Here is an 18,685-nt window from a genome sequence, read left to right as displayed (position 1 = left end):
ATGAATGAAAAAGCTGTATCAGCATTGTCGCTAATACAGCTTTGAACTGACTTACAGTTATTCGTTAATAACAGCTTTTTCGATAATGACAGGTTCAACCGGAACATCCTGGTGAACGCTGTAGCTGCCGGTTTCAACTTCTTTGATGGCGTCGACCACGTCCATTCCTTCGACCACTTTACCAAATACGCAGTAACCCCAGCCTTGCATCGATTCCTGAGAAAAGTTCAAAAAGTCATTGTCCTTAACATTGATGAAAAATTGACAGGTGGCTGAATGCGGATCCATGGTACGAGCCATGGCAACTGTACCGCGTGCGTTAGTTAAGCCGTTGTTGGCTTCGTTATCGATTGGGCTATCGGTTGGCTTCTGACTCATATCTTCGGTGAAGCCGCCACCCTGGATCATAAAGTTGGAAATAACTCGATGGAATATAGTGCCGTCGTATTGGCCTTTCTCCGCGTAACTGATGAAATTTTCCACAGTTTTCGGGGCCTTGCGAGCATTAAGCTCGATAACGATGTCGCCATGATTAGTGGTCAATGTGACTTTTGGATGTGTTGTGCTCATGATTTATATCCTGATTTTACCTGTTTTATTACCTATCACCGGACCAATTCTCGCATTGAGCTAGCCTGCAGGCCTGATGATGGTTACAATATCGGGCTTCTAAGTTTGCCGCCTATGATAATGTTTTTTATCACTAAAAGCTAAATTCAAAACCGAGAAAAGATACTTATGTTACAGATCTACAATAATTTGACCCGTCAGAAAGAACCTTTCAAGCCGATGATAGAAGGCAAGGTTTCCATGTATGTGTGCGGCGTGACAACTTATGATCTGTGCCATATTGGCCATGCTCGGACTTATGCGGCCTTTGACGTCATTAACCGTTACCTCAAATTTCGTGGCTATGATGTGACTTATGTGCGCAACATTACCGATATTGATGACAAGATCATCAATCGTGCCAATGAAAACGGTGAAGACTTTAGTGAGCTGACCGAACGCTTTATTCAGGAAATGTACAAAGATTTCGATGCCATTGGTTTGCAGCGCCCTGATATTGAGCCGCGCGCAACTCAGACCATGGATGAAATTATCCAAATGACCCAAACCCTGATTGAAAAGGGCGCGGCTTATGCTACCGATAATGGGGATGTGTATTTCCACGTGCCAGCCTTTAAAGACTACGGCAAACTGAGTAAGCAGGATTTAACGCAGCTTAATGCTGGTGAGCGAGTTGATGTGAGCGACATCAAAAAAGATCCGATGGACTTTGCCTTATGGAAGTCTTCAAAGCCGGGCGAACCTTCCTGGGATTCTCCGTGGGGGAAAGGTCGTCCGGGCTGGCACATCGAATGTTCTGCGATGAGTAAAAAGTGCCTGGGTGAAACTTTCGATATCCATGGTGGTGGTTCGGATCTGCAGTTCCCGCACCATGAAAACGAAATTGCTCAATCAGAATGTGCTAATGGTTGCACTTTTGCCAACACCTGGATTCATACCGGTATGGTGCAGGTGGATAAAGAGAAAATGTCCAAGTCATTAGGCAACTTCTTTACCATTCGTGATGTGTTAAAGCAGTATCGTCCGGAATCAGTGCGTTACTTTCTGATGAGTGGCCATTACCGCAGTCAGCTCAGCTACACCCAGGCTAATCTCGAATCTGCCGATGCCAGTCTTGAGCGTTTGTATAATTCACTGCGTGGTGTGGATTTAAGCCAGGCAAATGATGACAAGCTGGACATTTTGGAGCAGGCTCAGTCTCGCTTTATCGAAGCAATGGACGATGATTTTAACGTGCCGGAAGCCATGCCTGTATTGTTTGATCTGGCCAAAGAGGTCAATCGCCTGAAAGCTACCGATATGACTACAGCAGCGACTATCGCAGTAAAACTGAAAGAGCTGGCAGGCGTTTTGAGTCTGTTGCAACAGGACCCTGAAGGTTTCCTAAAATCTGGTGCTGGCGAAAGCGATGTTTCCGATGAGGAAGTCGACACATTGATTCAGCAACGCCTACAGGCGCGTGCCGATAAAGATTGGGCTCTGGCCGATGAAATCCGCGACAAGTTGCATGCGATGAATATTGAGCTTGAAGATGGGGCAGGCGGCACCAGTTGGCGCAGGAAGTAGTAAAGAAGTCGTATCAACATGGAAATGTTTTATCGTAAAACATCATTAATTATTACTACCGTTGTAATGGTACTTGTAATGTTATTGATGATTAACGGATTTGAGTTTGGCGAAAGACAGTATTTTAAAGCTAAAGTAGAAAGAAGTGACATTGTTGGGATGAGTTATAAGCGCAGCAATTTATACCTGCGTATTATAAACACTAAGGGTAAAGCTTTTTATACCGATGTGACCGGACCAGTTTTAAGGAAAGGGGAAGAAGTTATAGTTTCTTGTACAAAAAGGATAATTTCGGGCGGTTTAATATGTAGGCTTGAAAGCTTTGAGCCAAAACAATAGATTGTTGCTTGCTACCGACCGCTTAAAGCGGCTTTCTTCTTAAATCATTAAATACTGACAACTCCCAATTACGTAATCCAACTACCAGGCTGGTTCCTTTTTTTTCCGCTAACTCCACACTTTTGTCTTCGCGTAATTGCTGACGATAGGCGGTGCCCAGCTCGTCAATCAACTCCTGAATCTTCTGATTGGATTTATCACTTAACATTCCAGATATAAACAATACCTTTTCATTTTTCTTGGTAAAACTGGAGCGGAAGAACTCGCTTTGGATATGTTCCGCAAAGAAGTTTTGCACCGGCCCTTTGGGATGCCATTTGAAGTGTGGGCTGACGCGTTTTCGAATTCGATTGCCGGGCAACAGTTCAATAAAATCAATTTTATCCAGTTGCACCAGATACCTGATTAACTGTGGCTCGGTAAAACTGTAGCGCTGGAGCATTTCATCAAACTTCCAATCCGACAAACACAGTTGAGCGACCAGCAGCAGTCTTTGGTCACTGATCAGCTGGTTTTCCTGTTCCAGTGTGAGCTGTGAAATTTGTTTACGTTGCTGATGGGCGGATTGAGCCAATTGCAGAATATCCAGGTGCAGTAAATCACAGATCTTTTCCAGTCTCTCAAGGCTGATCTTATGCTGCGAGAACATGCGTTTGATATTGGCTTCGCTCATGTCCAAAGCCTTTCCTAGCGCCTTATAGGTGATCCCTTCTTTTCTCAGTTCCTGTTTTAGAGCATCAAGAATTTCCAGCGTTTGGCTACTCATAGTCTATCAATACTATACCAAATGGTCATAAAAGCACGACTTTAGCATTAAAAGTAGATTAAAGGTAGCGCCTATGACAACTTAGCCTCATCAAAACAACGATTCACAAGGAAATATCATGATTTCTGTTTATCAACTCAAACCCAAGTTTCAACAGTTATTAAGACCGCTGGTTAACGGCTTAGCCCGCAAAGGCATCACTGCTAATGAGGTAACCGTGGTGGCGATGCTGATGAGTGTCATAACTGGAGTTGCCATTATAATCAGCAATAGCATCATGGCATTGTTGGCTTTGCCGGTTATTTTATTAATCCGTATGGCTCTGAATGCCATCGACGGCATGTTAGCCAGAGAGCACCAGCAGCAATCTAAGCTGGGCGCTTTCCTCAATGAAATCGGTGACGTGATTTCCGATCTCTTCTTAATCATTCCTTTAATCATTATTCCTGAATTAAGCCTTTGGTTGTTGGCTGGCTTTGCTTTTACAGCTTTGTTAACCGAGTTCGCGGGCATTCTGGGTGTCATGGTTGGCGCAGAGCGTCAGTATCAGGGGCCGATGGGGAAAAGCGATCGAGCGTTACTGCTAGGTCTGGTGGGTTTACTGGTTCCTTTCGTTTCAGTGCCGACCGTTTATTTAAATACCGTTTTAGTCATGGTCACTGCGTTGTCAGTGTGGACTGTCATTAACCGGATTCGTGCTGCGCTGTAAGCGCTAGCAATTTTAACAAGAGGATATGGATATGTTTTTCGATATAAGTAGCTTACAACCGGTCACTAAAGTATTTGGCAGTTTGTTTGTCCTGTTATTAGTGGCAACCCTGGTGTCTTTTTTACTCAGTCGCTCTAAACCGCAAACTGATCACACCGAGCTTACTCAACGTATCAACTCCTGGTGGATCATGATGGGCGTCTTTGCACTGTCACTTTACATGGGCCCGATGGTAACCATTCTGATGTTTGCCATGCTGAGCTTCATCGCCCTCAAGGAATACTTATCGATGACGCCTACTCGACTGGTTGATCGTCGGGTGTTGTTCTGGGCTTACCTGACCATTCCTTTGCAGTACTACTTCATTTCAATCGGCTGGTACGGCATGTTCATTATTTTTATTCCGGTCTATGCCTTCCTGTTTATTCCTTTTCGCATGGTATTGGCCGGCGAAACTAAGAACTATTTGCGTGCGGTGGGTAATATTCATTGGGGATTGATGCTGACCGTCTTTACTTTGAGTCACCTGGCTTATCTGGTCGTTTTGCCAAATGAAGCAGAAGTCAAAAACTTGATGGTGTCAGGCTCGGGCGCAGCTCTACTGTTATACCTGGTGCTATTGACTCAGTTGAATGATGTTAGCCAGTACATTTGGGGTAAGTTATTCGGCAAAAATAAAATTGCTCCAGCGATTAGCCCGAACAAGACGCGCGAAGGTTTGATTGGTGGTGTTTTGACAACAGGCCTATTGGCAATGGCTCTGGCTGAAACCTTAACGCCGATGTTGTGGTGGCATGGTTTGTTGGTTGGCCTGGGTATTGGAGTTGCTGGCTTTATTGGCGATGTCTCTTTGTCAGCTATCAAGCGTGATATTGGCATCAAGGATTGTGGCCAGTTAATCCCTGGTCATGGCGGCATTCTGGATCGCTTGGACAGCCTTACCTTTACTGCACCACTGTTCTTCCATGTTATTCGCTACTGTTATTACTAGGTTAGATGAGGAGCATGAGCATGAAAATTATCAATAGGGCATTACGCTGGTTGTTTTTCGCCATCATCATTAAGCCGATAGTGAAGCTGGTGATTGGCCTGCGCTATCAAAGTGAACCCATTCTTCCCGAGGATGGGCCAGCTTTAATCATCGCTAACCATAACAGTCATCTGGATACCATGGTTCTGATATCGCTGTTGCCATTAAAGATTCTGCACAAAGTACAGCCGGTAGCTGCCGCGGATTACTTTTTGAAGAACAAATTTATCGCCTGGTTTGCACTGAACATCATTGGCATCTTACCGATTGAGCGTCAGTCTGAGCGACAAACCCGAAGCCCGGTTGAGCAATGCGCTGAAGCCTTAAAGCAGGGCAAGATATTGATTTTCTTCCCTGAAGGTTCCCGTGGCGAGCCGGAGAATATGTCGGAGCTTAAGTATGGGGTGGTGAAGCTCGCAGAAAAGTGTCCAGAGGTTCCGGTGTATCCGATCTATATGCATGGGCTGGGCAAAAGCCTGCCCAAAGGTGATGCCTTACTGGTGCCTTTCTTCTGTGATGTGGTTTTCTCACAACCGCTGCATTATCAAGGCGCCCAAGAAAATTTCTTTGAGCAGATAAAAGCACGGTTTGATGAGATGCAGACATCAGTCAAGTTGCCAAAGTGGGACTGATCATCGTCGTGTTTCATTAAAAGGATTAGGGGGAGATTACCATGAAAAAAAGTTGGCTTAGTGGCATCTGGGGATTTGCTGAGGCAACCCTCTTTTTTATCTTGCCTGATGTACTGTTAAGTTATTATGCGTTGGATAAAAAGCATAATTTGACGCGCTTGTGCTGCATCACTTTACTAGGGGCTTTATTAGGTGGTGGAGTTATGTACTGCTGGGGACAGTACAACTTTGATACTGTATACCACCTGGTTGAATCTGTTCCTGCGATTAATGATGAATTGATGACTAAAGTTAATGAACAATTGAAGTCATCCGGAGTGCTCGCGGTTTTTACTGGTCCACTGCAGGGGTTGCCCTACAAGACTTTTGCAGTACAGGCGTCAGCTGCACATATCTCAATTATTGAGTTTTTACTGATGAGTATTCCGGCAAGGCTAGTGCGCTTTCTGGTGATAGCCTATGTTGCACGTTGGATTGCCTTTAATCTGTTGAGGCATCTACAGCGACGACATTTAGTTGCTGTCTGGGGTGGCGTGTGGCTAGTGGTGTATGCTTTGTATTTCTATCATTTCCCTTCATAGGACTTTCCAATATAGAACTTTCCAATATAGAACTTTCCAATATAGAACTTTCCAATATAGAACTTTCCAATATAGAACTTTCCAGAACAAAGAAAAAAGCCATGCGTTATGGCATGGCTTTTCAATCTGCTATTGCTGTACCAGCTTAGTCGTGCAAGTTCTCACAAGCAAACAAGGTGTTGCTCATAAGCATGGCGACAGTCATGGGTCCAACACCACCTGGAACAGGAGTAATCCATGAGGCGCGTTCTTTAGCCACATCAAATTCCACATCACCGACCAGTTTGCCGCTTTCTAAACGGTTGATACCGACATCAATCACAATGGCGCCTGGCTTGATCCAGTCACCTTTGACCATTTCTGGGATACCGACACCGGCTACAACAATATCTGCCTCTGAGACTTTTTTCGGCAAATCCTTGGTTTTACTGTGGCAGAAAGTGACCGTACAACGTTCCATCAGTAGCTCTAAGCCCATCGGACGGCCGACAATATTCGAGACACCGATGACTACCGCATCTTTACCAATCAAATCGATTCCTGTTTCTTTTAGCATGACCATGACACCATAAGGCGTACAGGGCCGCATGGTTGGCATCTTTTGCGCTAAACGGCCCATGTTATATGGATGGAACCCATCCACATCTTTATCGGCTTTGATGCGCTCAAGAATGACATTGGAGTCCAGGTGCGCTGGTAACGGAAGCTGTACCAAAATACCGTCGATAGCTGGATCAGCATTTAATTCGTCAATATGTTGTAATAGATGTTCTTGAGTGGTGTTTGCTTCAAGAACGATTTTACGGGAAATAAAGCCGACTTTTTCACAAGCCTCTACTTTCTTGTTAACGTAGATCTGTGAAGCAGGATCAATACCCACCAGAATCACTGCAAGCCCTGGTGCGCGTAGGCCTTTATCAAGGCGAGCTTTGACTTTTTCAGCGAGTTGTAATTTAACTTTTTCAGAAATGGCTTTGCCATCAAGAATTTGAGCAGACATAAGGCGTAATATATTCAAATGAGCGTTTGAAAGGCGCTATTGTCGCAATATTTGCCTATTGGCTCAACGCTTTTATCAGAAGGTTCTTTTTTGTAAAAAAACAAAAGAAAAAGTGTTGACGGTTATAGGGGAAATCAGTAATATGCGCGTCTCGCAGGGGCAAGCCCTTGCGTGGCATCGGAGATTAGCGCAGTCTGGTAGCGCGCCTGCTTTGGGTGCAGGATGTCGGGGGTTCAAATCCCTCATCTCCGACCAATTTTTTTCTCGCCTCGTACGTCTGGATTCACATGCGTCCGTAGCTCAGTTGGATAGAGCAACGGCCTTCTAAGCCGTGGGTCGCAGGTTCGAATCCTGCCGGACGCGCCATTTTAACAGATGGGCGGTAAGAGGAGAGAGTTGAGGTTGATGGTGGGCGTAGCTCAGTTGGTAGAGCCCCGGATTGTGATTCCGGTTGTCGTGGGTTCAAGTCCCATCGTCCACCCCAGATTCTATCTGTGCGGTGTATTTTGATTCTAGGAATCAAGCAGTTAGAAGAACAATATGGTTCGATGAGGGCTTAGGGCCCGCATTCAAAAATGCGAAAGTGGTGGAATTGGTAGACACGCTGGATTTAGGTTCCAGTGCCGCGAGGCGTGAGAGTTCGAGTCTCTCCTTTCGCACCATTTTAATCTCGGTGCTTAATATAAATGCTGTAAAGCAGGTAGTGAACAGTCCAGAGGTTAAATGGTATTCCCTTCAAGTCTTCATCCAAAAGCCTTATCATATTCATTTTATGTAAAGAATAGCTATTGCTAAAGATAGCCTATTGGAGATCAGCGAATGCAAGTTTCAGTTGAAACCACCAACGGTTTAGAAAGAAAGTTAATCATTGATGTTCCTGCCGAGAATATTGATGGCGCGGTTGAAAAGCGTCTACAGGATATGGCTCGTAACGTTAAAATGAACGGCTTTCGCCCAGGCAAAGTCCCATTCAGCGTAGTTAAGAAGCGTTATGGCGCATCAGTACGTCAAGAAGTATTGGGTGATGTTATGCAGCGCCACTACTTCGAAGCGGTTCAACAAGAAAAATTGATGCCTGCTGGTTATCCTCAATTAGAATTGCTTGAAAATAATGATGGCGCCAACCTGAAGTTTTCGGCAACCTTCGAAGTTTATCCTGAAGTTAAGCTAGCTGATCTCAATACTATTGAGCTTGAAAAGGCGACATCAGAGGTTTCTGATGAAGATTTAACGAAAATGATGGATACCTTACGTGGTCAACGTGCTAACTGGGTTGAAGTTAAGCGTAAAGCTAAAGATGGCGATCAAGTGGTTATCGACTTTAAAGGTTTCATTGATGGTGAAGCATTTAAAGGTGGCGAAGCTAAAGAATTCCCATTGGAGCTTGGCGCTGGCAACATGATTCCAGGCTTTGAAGAGCAGCTAGTAGGTGCTTCTGCTGGTGATGATGTCGAAGTAACTGTGACATTCCCAGAAGATTACCATGTTGAAGAACTAAAAGGTAAAGAAGCTAAGTTTGAAACTCATGTTCATACAGTGAACAAAAAAGAGCTTCCTACCGTTACTGAATTAGCAGAGCAGCTTGGTGCAGAAGACATCAATAGTCTGAAAGCTGATGTGAAGCAAAACATGGAGCGTGAACTTCGTAACGCTATTAAGTCTCGTGTTAAAGGCCAGGTGATGACTCAATTGGTTGATAAGCATGAAGTTGAAGTTCCTAAAGCAATGCTTGATCAAGAAATCGAGCGTATGCGTCAGGAAATGGCACAACAAATGCGTGCTCCAGAAGGCCAAACGCCAGACTTGCCTGCGTCATTGTTCGAAGAACAGGCAACTCGTCGCGTTAAGCTTGGCTTGATAGTTTCTGAAATTATCAAAGCTGAAGGTTTGAAAGCCGATGAAGATAAAGTTCGTGCACAAGTAGAAGACTTGGCTGGTGTTTATGAGCAACCGCAAGAAGTCATTGACTGGTACTATGGTGATGCTAACCGTTTACGCGAAGTCGAGTCATTGGTATTAGAAGATACAGTAGTTGACTTGGTGCTGGAAAAAGCTAAAGTAACTGAGAAATCAGTAAGCTTTGATGAGCTTTTAAATCCTAATAAAAACCAGGGTTAAAAGTGACGCGATAAACAAGCGTTTATTCTCAATAAAAGAAGCGGACTTGTTCCGCTTCTTTTGTTTTCAGGCAAGGAAATACAACATGAGTAAAATTATAGAAACTCAGGCATCTGGCCTTATTCCAATGGTAGTAGAGCAAACCTCTCGTGGGGAGCGCTCTTACGACATTTATTCCAGACTTTTAAAAGAACGCGTTATTTTCTGTGTTGGTCAAATTGAAGACTATATGGCTAACTCGATAGTCGCTCAAATGTTATTCCTTGAGTCTGATAACCCAGACAAGGATATTCATTTGTACATTAATTCTCCGGGTGGAGTGGTCACGGCTGGCTTGGCAATTTATGACACCATGCAATTTATTCGTCCTGATGTTTCAACAGTATGTGTGGGTCAGGCTGCGAGTATGGGTGCTTTATTGTTAACCGGTGGCGCTAAGGGAAAACGTCATACCTTACCTAACTCACGTATGATGATTCACCAACCGTTAGGCGGTTTCCAAGGCCAGGCTTCTGACATCGCAATCCATGCTCAGGAAATTACAGAGTTGAAACATCGACTCAATTCGATAATGGCGGACCATTGTGGCAAGTCGGTTGAAGAGCTCGAGCGTGATACCGATCGTGATAATTTTTTGACAGCTGATGAAGCCGTTAAATATGGCTTGGTTGACTCGATTATTAATTCTAGAAAGCAAGCCTGATAGTGAAGCTCCCATCGCTGATGGGAGCTTCCATTTTCCATTCTGGGAAACACCTCTAAACTTATACTTTATCTTTATCTATTTGTAATGCTTTCTTGCTAAAGCAGATTTATTCTTTTGTTAAAGGAATTATTTTGCTACTGTAAATACTAGAGATAAATAAAATGTGTGCTGAACCTTGATTTTGCTGGGTTTGGCCTCAGTAAGTTGCTATTAAAGTGCCAACTGTACTGGCTAGTGAAAATGTCTAACGGACTGTAATGACAGTCTTATGAGGTAACGATGAGTAGCGAGAACTCAGACAACAAAACGTTATATTGCTCTTTTTGTGGCAAGAGCCAGCATGAAGTGAAAAAGCTTATCGCGGGCCCTAGAGTGTTCATTTGTAATGAATGTGTGGATCTGTGTAACGATATTATTATTGAAGAAATTCAGGAAGTTGCGGCAAAAGAATCGCGCAGCCACCTACCAAAACCTAAAGAGATAGCTGACTTTTTAGAGCAATATGTTATTGGCCAGGATCGCGCCAAGAAAGTATTGTCTGTTGCTGTATATAACCATTATAAACGTCTGGAAAGCGAACCAGCTTCGAGCGAACATAAAGAGGTTGAGCTGGGTAAAAGTAACATCTTACTGATTGGCCCAACGGGCAGTGGTAAAACCTTGCTTGCTGAAACACTGGCCAGAATGTTGGAAGTGCCTTTTACTATGGCAGATGCCACGACGCTTACAGAGGCTGGTTATGTGGGTGAAGATGTTGAAAATATCATCCAGAAGTTACTGCAAAAATGTGATTATGACGTTGAAAAAGCGCAACGTGGCATCGTGTATATTGATGAAATCGACAAAATTTCTCGCAAATCTGATAACCCATCTATTACCCGCGATGTTTCAGGCGAAGGTGTACAGCAAGCTTTACTAAAACTCATTGAGGGTACAGTAGCGTCCGTTCCTCCTCAAGGTGGTCGTAAACACCCGCAGCAAGAGTTCCTGCAGGTAGATACTGGAAACATCCTGTTTGTGTGTGGCGGTGCCTTTGCGGGTCTTGAAAAGATTATTCAGGAACGAACCGAGAAAGGCGGTATCGGTTTTGGTGCGGACGTCAAACAAGTTAAAGAAAGCAAAGCCATTGGCGAAATGCTGAAAGCGGTAGAACCTGATGATTTGGTCAAGTTTGGTTTGATTCCAGAGTTTATCGGTCGCTTACCAATTGTTACAACTTTGCAGGAGCTTGACGAAGAAGCTCTGATCAGAATTCTAACCGAACCTAAAAATGCATTAACGAAACAGTACAACAAGTTGTTTTCATTGGAAAATGTTGATCTAGAGTTCCGTAAAGATGCGCTAGTCGCGATTGCTCACAAGGCAATGCAACGCAGAACAGGGGCTCGTGGATTACGTTCAATCCTTGAAGAAATATTATTAGACACCATGTATAACTTACCTTCCCTCGAAGGCGTTAGCAAAGTATGCATTGATGCAGCTGTTGTAAAAGGTGAGGCTGAGCCTCTGCTGATTTATGACAACCAGCAACAAGCTGCCGCTGAGTAGCCTTCGCATCAAGCGAGAGAGCTTGATGTTGAACACAGATAGTTGAGTAAAGGGGAGGAAGGTTAACTTCGCCCCTTTTTTATTACTTATTCAGGATTAAACATTCATGCAAACAGAAACTACTACCAAACAACTTCCTCTGCTACCACTGCGAGATGTCGTAGTATTCCCTCATATGGTGATCCCACTGTTTGTCGGTAGAGAGAAGTCAATCTTGGCCTTGGAAGAAGCCACCAATGGTGACAAACAAGTCATGTTGGTAGCTCAACGTGAAGCCACAGAGGATATTCCGGATACAGAGCAGATTTACGATTACGGCTGTGTCGCGACGATTTTGCAGATGCTGAAACTACCCGATGGTAATGTCAAAGTTTTGGTCGAGGGTGTTCAGCGAGCCAAAGTGACCCGTTACGTTGATACCGATCCAATGTTTGTTGCTGAGATTGAACTTATCCCATCGGATGCAGAGCAAAATGATGAGGCTGATGCTTTAGCACGTGCGGCCCTAAGCAGCTTTGATAAGTATGTAAAGTTAAACAAAAAAGTGCCCGGCGAAATATTAACGACGCTTTCAGGCATTGAAAACCCAAGCCGTTTGGCTGATAGCATTGCGGCTCATATGTCTTTAAAGATAGAAGACAAGCAGCAAATTCTTGAAATGGAAAATGTGTCGGACCGTCTGGAACAATTAATGGGCAAGATGGAAAGCGAGATGGATTTGCTGGAAGTTGAAAAACGTATTCGTGGGCGTGTAAAAGGCCAGATGGAAAAGAACCAACGTGAATATTATTTAAATGAACAGATAAAAGCGATACAGAAAGAACTTGGCGAAGGTGAAGAAACGGTTTCTGAGCATGAAGAGCTGGCTCGTAGAATTGAAGAGTCGGGTATGTCTAAAGAAGCCAAGGAGAAAGCCGAAACCGAGTTGAAAAAACTCAAGATGATGTCTCCTATGTCTGCAGAGGCGACGGTGGTGCGTGGCTATATTGACTGGTTACTGGGTATGCCATGGAGTAAACGCAGCCGTGTTAAGCACAACTTAAGAAACGCCGAAGAGACCTTAGATGCCGATCATTATGGTCTGGAGAAAATTAAAGATCGCATTCTGGAGTATTTAGCTGTTCAGCAAAGAGTTAAAAAATTGAAAGGTCCTGTTTTGTGTTTAGTAGGACCTCCCGGTGTTGGTAAAACCTCATTGGGGCAATCCATCGCAAAAGCTACCGGCCGTAAATATGTGCGTATGGCGCTGGGTGGGGTTCGTGACGAAGCGGAAATCAGAGGTCATCGACGCACTTACATTGGTGCTATGCCCGGTAAATTGATGCAAAAGATGAGCAAAGTTGGTGTTAAGAACCCATTATTCTTGCTTGATGAAATAGACAAAATGGCCATGGATATGCGTGGTGATCCATCATCTGCATTATTGGAAGTATTGGATCCTGAGCAAAACCATACCTTTAATGACCACTACCTGGAGGTGGACTACGATCTTTCGGAAGTGATGTTTGTCGCCACCTCAAATTCAATGAATATTCCTGCACCTTTATTGGACCGTATGGAAGTTATTCGAATTCCTGGTTACACCGAAGCAGAGAAGCTGGAGATTGCAAAACGCTATCTGGTTACAAAGCAAATGAAAAATGCTGGTCTTAAAAAAGGTGAATTAGCATTAGAAGACTCGGCTATTTTGGGCATTATTCGTTATTACACTCGAGAAGCTGGTGTGCGAAACCTTGAACGTGAGATTTCTAAGATCTGTCGTAAAACGGTTAAGCAACAGCTTTTAGCTGACAAGGCGGAAAAAACTGTTAAGGTTAACGAAGATAATCTTGATCAATATCTTGGTGTTAAAACATATGACTATGGGCGAGCTGGTGAGTCTAACAAAGTTGGACAAGTAACCGGTCTGGCCTGGACCTCTGTGGGTGGTGAGCTATTAACGATTGAGTCAGTAGTTGTTAATGGTAAGGGAAAAACGACCTACACCGGACAGCTTGGTGATGTCATGAAGGAGTCTATCCAGGCAGCTATGACAGTTGTCAGAAGCCGCTGTTTGGCGTTAGGAATTGAGCCTGACTTCTATGAAAACAAAGATTTCCATATTCACGTTCCAGAAGGCGCTACTCCAAAGGATGGTCCTAGTGCTGGTATTGGTATGTGTACGGCCCTGATCTCAAGTTTAACCGATATCCCTGTTCGCAAAGATGTTGCCATGACAGGTGAAATCACACTTAGAGGCGAAGTTTTACCCATTGGAGGATTAAAGGAAAAGCTGTTAGCAGCGCATAGGGGTGGCATTAAAACTGTCATCATTCCTAAAGAAAATGAAAGGAATTTAGCAGATATACCAGAGAATATTAAAAAGGATTTAAAGATCGTATGTGTCAAGTGGATCGATGAAGTAATTGATTTTGCGTTAGAGCGACCACCAGAACCGATTACTAAACCAGTGACAGAAGCAACCGAAACTGAAACTGGCAAAGCTGATGAGCAAGGCAAGCTCCATGCTCACTAATGCACAAAAACCTTGTTATTCGAAGGCTTTTTGTCCGTTTGTCGGAAATTTTCTTGACACATAAAAGGGTCAGTTGATATAACAGCAGACCTTGAGTTGTGCAGTAGAACGCTAATAATTACTGCTTATTTTTTATACTTTAGATTACTTCTAAATAAAAGGGGAAAGTGAGTGAATAAATCAGAACTAATAGACGCCATTGCAGCTGGCGCAGATATTTCTAAAGCGGCTGCCGGACGTGCACTAGACTCTATGTTAGGCGCAATTACGGATTCATTACAAAAAGGCGAGCAAGTATCTCTAGTTGGTTTCGGTACTTTTGCTGTTAAGGAACGTGCAGCTCGTACAGGTCGTAACCCAAAAACTGGTGAAACTATTCAGATTAAGGCTGCAAAAGTTCCTGGTTTTAAAGCTGGCAAAGCTCTTAAAGACGCGGTAAACTAGCCGCCGTTTTTGCGGGTGGTTAGCTCAGTTGGGAGAGCATCGCCCTTACAAGGCGAGGGTCACTGGTTCGAGCCCAGTACCACCCACCATGCCTTTCTATTCGAAGCATGGTGACCGTAAAACGACAATTTAGGAGCGGTAGTTCAGCTGGTTAGAATACCGGCCTGTCACGCCGGGGGTCGCGGGTTCGAGTCCCGTCCGCTCCGCCAGTAAACTAAACGCGCCTACCAAGGCGCGTTTTTTTTATCCAGTAACCCAAGTCTGTCTCCTGAGCTTTCAGGTTATCCTTTTAATCGACTATGTAAATTATAGTGAAGTAATGCTGAGTGACTGGATAGTTTGAATTATAATTTAAAGTTTGATGTTCGGACTGAACAATTAACAAATAGGTAATTTCAGCCATGATGTTGGAAAGAATACAGCAAAGCATGCAAGGGCCGATAATGAAGGTGGTTTTATTTATCATCATCATCTTCTTTATCTTTGCAGGCTATTTCACGGGTACTCTGTTTAGCGGTAACCCCGATACAGTCGCCGAAGTTGAAGGCGCAGAGATTACTAACTCTCAGATTCAACAACGATTTGATCGTGTGCGTAATCAAATGGGCAGCGCTCAATTTGAACAACAGTACGCAACCGAGGCCAGTCAAAAATTGTTGCGTGAACAAATTAAACAGCAACTTATTAACGAGCAGGTTATTAAAGCAAACCTCAATAAAGCCGGGCTTACTGCTTCTGAGGAGCAAATTAAAACCTGGATCAGAGAGTTTCCACAGTTCCAGAGCGATGGCGTTTATTCAGCTGAGCTCGCAAAAATGGTCATTGGGCAAATGGGCTGGTCTGAAGCTCAGTTGCGGCAATATGCTCGTCAACAAATTGCCCAAGAGCAACTTAACCAAGGTGTGGGAGTAAGTAATTTCGCACTAGATTATGAAGTCGAGGCTTATTATCGTTTGCAAGAGCAGGCGAGGGATGTGCGGTTTGTGAGAGTGGCTCGTGATGCATTTGCTGACTCGGTTGAGGTTTCTGATGCTGAAGTTGAAGAATACTACCAACAGAACCAAACACAGTTTGAGCAACCTGAAAAAGTGAATCTCAGCTACGTCCGATTGTCTGTAGATGAATTAACTAAAGAGTACAGCTCACAGATCACAGAGCAGCAGGTTCAGGAGTTCTACGATAAAAATAAAGCTAATTATCAAGACCCTGCTGAAATCTTAGTGGCGCACATTCTAATCGACAACTCGGTCGATAATGCCGAGTCTAAAGCAGAGGACCTGTTGGCTCAGCTCAATAGTGGTGCTGATTTTTCAGAGCTCGCGAAAGAACATTCAAGCGATACTTTCAGTGGTGAGAATGGGGGCCAGTTAAACTGGGTCGACGCTGTTCCAACTTCGTCTGATAATCCCAGTGGTACAGGTTGGGTTCCAGAGTTTGAGTCTGCAGCTTTAGCACTCAATAATATCGGAGACTTAACTGACATTGTTGAAACTCAATACGGTTATCACATCATTAAGTTGGTTGATAAGAAAGAAGCTCAAGTATCTTCATTGGAAGATGTTAAAAGTGAGATTCAAAATACTTTGGCAAATGAGCAGGCTCAAAAAGTTTTCTTTGAGAAGCAGGCGAACTTAAATGAAAACTTGTTTGAGTTTGGTGATGATCTGGAAAAATTTGCTGAGCAGGTTGGCTTGAACATTCAGGAAACCGGTTTGTTCAGTCAGGACACGGCAACAGGTATTGCTGCTAATCCTGTTTTCATGGAGAAAGCTTTTTCTGCATCAATTCTTGAGTCTGAAGAAGTCAGTGATATGATTGAACTGACCAATGACGACATAGTGTATGTGACCGTAAAAGAGCATCAGCCTGCCCAAGTTCAGCCGTTAGAGGAAGTTAAAGAGTCAGTCGTTGCGACTTTGAAAGAAGAGAAAATTCGCGATGCGACGAAAGACTTTGCCGACCAGGTGTTGGCAGCTATTGAAACTGATGAAAGTGTCGAAGACTTGCTTGCCTCTAAAGGTCTTAGCTGGACTGAGAAGCAGAGTTTAAAAGCTCGGGGATCTTCACTCCCATTTGATTTGTCAAATGCAATTTTTAGTCTGAGTGCTCCAGAAAATGGTGAAGCTAGTCGTTCTGTTGAATCATTGTTCAATGGTGATTTTGCAGTTATTGAGGTTCAGGCTGTTAATTATCCCGACCCAGAAACTATGGATGAGTCAACCCGTCAGCAAATCGCTCAGCGACTTGCTAATGCAAATGCTCAATCAGAGCTTCAAGGTTTGATGCAAAGTTTCAGAGAAAGATCTGAAGTGTCACAATAATGATTAGCAGATTAAGTTAAATTTCAATTTAGAGCCACTCATAAGAGTGGCTCTTTTTTTTGTCCCAAGGTTACCTTTCAATTGCCCTACGGTAGGTGGCGGAAGCATTAAGTAAGTTCACAGTGTGCTCTGATTGCGGTTGGCTGAAAACCTCACCAACTCGTCCATATTCTTTTTGCTCACCATTATGCATAACCAGAACCTTGTCACTAAAGTGCTGCACTAGACCCAGGTCATGTGAGATGAAGATATAGGCTAAATCGAGTCTATCCTGCAGATCTAATAACAGGTTGATAATTTGTGCCTGAACGGATACATCAAGAGCTGATACAGGTTCATCGGCAACAATGACCTTAGGATTGAGCATTAAGGCTCTAGCAATTGCAATGCGTTGTCTTTGGCCGCCTGAAAATGTATGTGGGTAGCGCTCAGCATATTCGGACCTCAGGCCGACTAACTCCAGAACTTCTTCTATACGCTCTTTACGGTGCTGGCTATTACCAATTCTCGCATTAATCAATGGTTCTTCTAGACTTTGCCTGATCGTTGCTCTGGGATTGAGTGAGGCTGCTGGATTCTGAAAGATCATACGAATATTACGGTACCAGCAAAAGGAGGAGCTTTTGAGTATATCCTGCCCTTCAAAAAGCAATTCACCACTATCAGGTTTTTCTGCTCCTACAAGGATGCGTGCCAATGTCGATTTACCAGAGCCTGACTCTCCAACCACCGCCAAAGTCTGCCCTGGGTTAAGGCCAAAGCTAACGCCTCTCAGTACTTCGCGATAACGTTGCTTGAAGGGATTGTTCGACACCTTGTAGGACTTGCGGATGAGTTTGGCCGATAATAAATTTGGCATTATGAATCCTCCTCCTCAATGAGAGGGAAATAACAGCGGACTCGGCGCCCTTTGATGTTGGTTAACTCAGGGGGCTGGACACATTTTTTCGCCGCATAGGGGCAGCGTGGTCCTAAATAGCATCCAACGGGTAAATGGGTAATTGGTGGGGTTGATCCTGGCAGGTTATATAATCGCTTTCCCTTGTTGTAGCGCATACCAAAATGAGGAACACTATCCAATAAGGCTTTGCTGTAGGGGTGATAAGGTTGGCTGAGTAAACTATATGTTCTTCCTGATTCAACTATCTGACCACAATACATGACATGCACTTTGGAAGTGGTTTCTGCCAAGATGGAGAAATCATGTGTGATCAACATTAGTGCCATATTATGTTCTTCTTTGATTTTCAGCAGCAGATCCAGGATTTGTGATTGAACGGTTACATCAAGTGCCGTGGTCGGCTCATCGGCAATTAATAGCTTAGGCTGACAAGCCAGAGCGATGGCGATCATCGCCCTTTGATTTAATCCACCGGACAGTTGATGAGGGTATTCTTTATAACGACGCTTTGCATCCATAATGCCAACTTGAACAAGTAGCTCTAATGCTTTTTCTTTGCGCTGCTTAGGAGTGCCTCCTTCGTGGAAGCGAATGGTCTCATCCAGTTGGTAGCCAATCGTTAATGCTGGGTTTAAGCTTGACGTTGGCTCCTGAAAAATAATGGAAATATTGCTGGTTATATGTTTTTGACGCTCTGCAGGGTTCATACGGGTAAGATCTTGACCGTCAAGCGTGAACAGGTCGGCTTGCATCTTAGCCGCTGGAGAAAGCAGACCTGCAATGGCCAGCGCCATAACACTCTTGCCAGAACCAGACTCGCCAATAACCCCAATAACCTGCCCTCTATCAATGCTCAACTTTACATGGTCAACGGCTCTTACCAGCTTATCGTTTATGGTGAAGTCAACATTAAGGTTTTCGATTTGCAGTAAACTCATG

General features: G+C 44.0%; 17 protein-coding genes and 6 tRNA genes. 18 read left to right on the top strand and 5 right to left on the bottom strand.

Annotated elements, in window-relative coordinates; translation table 11 throughout:
- Positions 1-57 precede the first annotated feature (57 nt).
- Positions 58-570: a peptidylprolyl isomerase gene (locus ACYTXU_RS08830; RefSeq protein ID WP_462206311.1), complete on the bottom strand. Its 513-nt coding sequence runs from the start codon at positions 568-570 to the stop codon at positions 58-60.
- A gap of 168 nt (positions 571-738) precedes the next feature.
- Between ACYTXU_RS08830 and cysS the strand changes: the two genes are divergently transcribed.
- Both cysS and ACYTXU_RS08820 read left to right on the top strand, forming a co-directional pair.
- A complete protein-coding gene (gene cysS / locus ACYTXU_RS08825) occupies positions 739-2,136 on the top strand; it encodes a cysteine--tRNA ligase (protein ID WP_462206310.1) in 1,398 nt (465 codons plus the stop codon).
- An 18-nt stretch (positions 2,137-2,154) separates the two neighbouring features.
- The gene (locus ACYTXU_RS08820; protein ID WP_462206308.1) at positions 2,155-2,475 is read left to right on the top strand and encodes a hypothetical protein; all 321 of its coding nucleotides are present in this window, start codon (positions 2,155-2,157) and stop codon (positions 2,473-2,475) included.
- Between the two features lie 22 nt (positions 2,476-2,497).
- On the opposite strand, the gene ACYTXU_RS08815 is transcribed toward ACYTXU_RS08820, so the two are convergent.
- Positions 2,498-3,241 carry a helix-turn-helix domain-containing protein gene (locus ACYTXU_RS08815; RefSeq protein ID WP_462206307.1) on the bottom strand — a complete coding sequence of 248 codons (744 nt, stop codon included), beginning with the start codon at positions 3,239-3,241 and terminating at the stop codon, positions 2,498-2,500.
- Positions 3,242-3,359: 118 nt separating this feature from the next.
- Between ACYTXU_RS08815 and ACYTXU_RS08810 the strand changes: the two genes are divergently transcribed.
- The 4 genes from ACYTXU_RS08810 to ACYTXU_RS08795 are packed head-to-tail and all read left to right on the top strand — an operon-like array spanning position 3,360 to position 6,193.
- Positions 3,360-3,950 carry a CDP-alcohol phosphatidyltransferase family protein gene (locus ACYTXU_RS08810; RefSeq protein ID WP_462206306.1) on the top strand — a complete coding sequence of 197 codons (591 nt, stop codon included), beginning with the start codon at positions 3,360-3,362 and terminating at the stop codon, positions 3,948-3,950.
- Between the two features lie 31 nt (positions 3,951-3,981).
- Complete coding sequence (locus ACYTXU_RS08805; protein ID WP_462206305.1) at positions 3,982-4,941, top strand: phosphatidate cytidylyltransferase; 960 nt, start codon at positions 3,982-3,984, stop codon at positions 4,939-4,941.
- Between the two features lie 20 nt (positions 4,942-4,961).
- On the top strand, positions 4,962-5,612 hold the full coding sequence (locus ACYTXU_RS08800) for a lysophospholipid acyltransferase family protein (RefSeq protein ID WP_462206304.1): 651 nt from the start codon (positions 4,962-4,964) through the stop codon (positions 5,610-5,612).
- Between the two features lie 41 nt (positions 5,613-5,653).
- The gene (locus tag ACYTXU_RS08795) at positions 5,654-6,193 is read left to right on the top strand and encodes a hypothetical protein (protein ID WP_462206303.1); all 540 of its coding nucleotides are present in this window, start codon (positions 5,654-5,656) and stop codon (positions 6,191-6,193) included.
- A gap of 145 nt (positions 6,194-6,338) precedes the next feature.
- Here the strand turns inward: ACYTXU_RS08795 and folD are convergent, their stop codons facing one another.
- Entirely contained in the window at positions 6,339-7,193 is an 855-nt protein-coding gene (gene folD, locus ACYTXU_RS08790; protein ID WP_462206302.1) for a bifunctional methylenetetrahydrofolate dehydrogenase/methenyltetrahydrofolate cyclohydrolase FolD, read from the bottom strand.
- A 178-nt stretch (positions 7,194-7,371) separates the two neighbouring features.
- Between folD and ACYTXU_RS08785 the strand changes: the two genes are divergently transcribed.
- The 12 genes from ACYTXU_RS08785 to ACYTXU_RS08730 all read left to right on the top strand — a co-directional run bounded on the left by ACYTXU_RS08785 (position 7,372) and on the right by ACYTXU_RS08730 (position 16,845).
- A tRNA-Pro gene (locus ACYTXU_RS08785) sits at positions 7,372-7,448 on the top strand.
- Positions 7,449-7,482: 34 nt separating this feature from the next.
- Positions 7,483-7,559: transfer RNA gene (locus ACYTXU_RS08780), tRNA-Arg, on the top strand.
- 42 nt (positions 7,560-7,601) lie between these two features.
- Positions 7,602-7,677 (top strand) — tRNA-His (locus ACYTXU_RS08775).
- Between the two features lie 93 nt (positions 7,678-7,770).
- Positions 7,771-7,855: transfer RNA gene (locus ACYTXU_RS08770), tRNA-Leu, on the top strand.
- 157 nt (positions 7,856-8,012) lie between these two features.
- On the top strand, positions 8,013-9,311 hold the full coding sequence (tig, locus tag ACYTXU_RS08765) for a trigger factor (protein WP_462206301.1): 1,299 nt from the start codon (positions 8,013-8,015) through the stop codon (positions 9,309-9,311).
- A gap of 85 nt (positions 9,312-9,396) precedes the next feature.
- Entirely contained in the window at positions 9,397-10,014 is a 618-nt protein-coding gene (clpP, locus tag ACYTXU_RS08760) for an ATP-dependent Clp endopeptidase proteolytic subunit ClpP (RefSeq protein WP_462206300.1), read from the top strand.
- A gap of 282 nt (positions 10,015-10,296) precedes the next feature.
- Positions 10,297-11,565: an ATP-dependent Clp protease ATP-binding subunit ClpX gene (gene clpX, locus ACYTXU_RS08755; protein ID WP_462206299.1), complete on the top strand. Its 1,269-nt coding sequence runs from the start codon at positions 10,297-10,299 to the stop codon at positions 11,563-11,565.
- Between the two features lie 106 nt (positions 11,566-11,671).
- Positions 11,672-14,080, top strand: coding sequence for an endopeptidase La (gene lon, locus ACYTXU_RS08750; RefSeq protein ID WP_462206298.1), 2,409 nt, complete (start codon positions 11,672-11,674; stop codon positions 14,078-14,080).
- Between the two features lie 171 nt (positions 14,081-14,251).
- Positions 14,252-14,524 carry an HU family DNA-binding protein gene (locus ACYTXU_RS08745; RefSeq protein ID WP_015780967.1) on the top strand — a complete coding sequence of 91 codons (273 nt, stop codon included), beginning with the start codon at positions 14,252-14,254 and terminating at the stop codon, positions 14,522-14,524.
- Between the two features lie 13 nt (positions 14,525-14,537).
- Positions 14,538-14,613, top strand: a tRNA-Val gene (locus tag ACYTXU_RS08740).
- Positions 14,614-14,656: 43 nt separating this feature from the next.
- Positions 14,657-14,733 (top strand) — tRNA-Asp (locus ACYTXU_RS08735).
- Positions 14,734-14,925: 192 nt separating this feature from the next.
- A complete protein-coding gene (locus ACYTXU_RS08730) occupies positions 14,926-16,845 on the top strand; it encodes a SurA N-terminal domain-containing protein (RefSeq protein WP_462206297.1) in 1,920 nt (639 codons plus the stop codon).
- 70 nt (positions 16,846-16,915) lie between these two features.
- Here ACYTXU_RS08730 and ACYTXU_RS08725 read toward each other — a convergent pair whose 3' ends face one another.
- Together ACYTXU_RS08725 and ACYTXU_RS08720 are read right to left on the bottom strand one after the other, a co-directional pair.
- Positions 16,916-17,704: an ATP-binding cassette domain-containing protein gene (locus ACYTXU_RS08725; protein ID WP_462206296.1), complete on the bottom strand. Its 789-nt coding sequence runs from the start codon at positions 17,702-17,704 to the stop codon at positions 16,916-16,918.
- Positions 17,704-18,684: an ABC transporter ATP-binding protein gene (locus tag ACYTXU_RS08720; protein ID WP_462206295.1), complete on the bottom strand. Its 981-nt coding sequence runs from the start codon at positions 18,682-18,684 to the stop codon at positions 17,704-17,706. The genes ACYTXU_RS08725 and ACYTXU_RS08720 overlap by 1 nt, the downstream gene beginning before the upstream one ends.
- Position 18,685 lies beyond the last annotated feature (1 nt).

The sequence above is a fragment of the Kangiella sp. M94 genome, assembly GCF_054926195.1.
The sequence above is the reverse complement of the archived record's forward strand: the minus strand, read 5'-3'. Positions and strand labels throughout refer to the sequence as shown.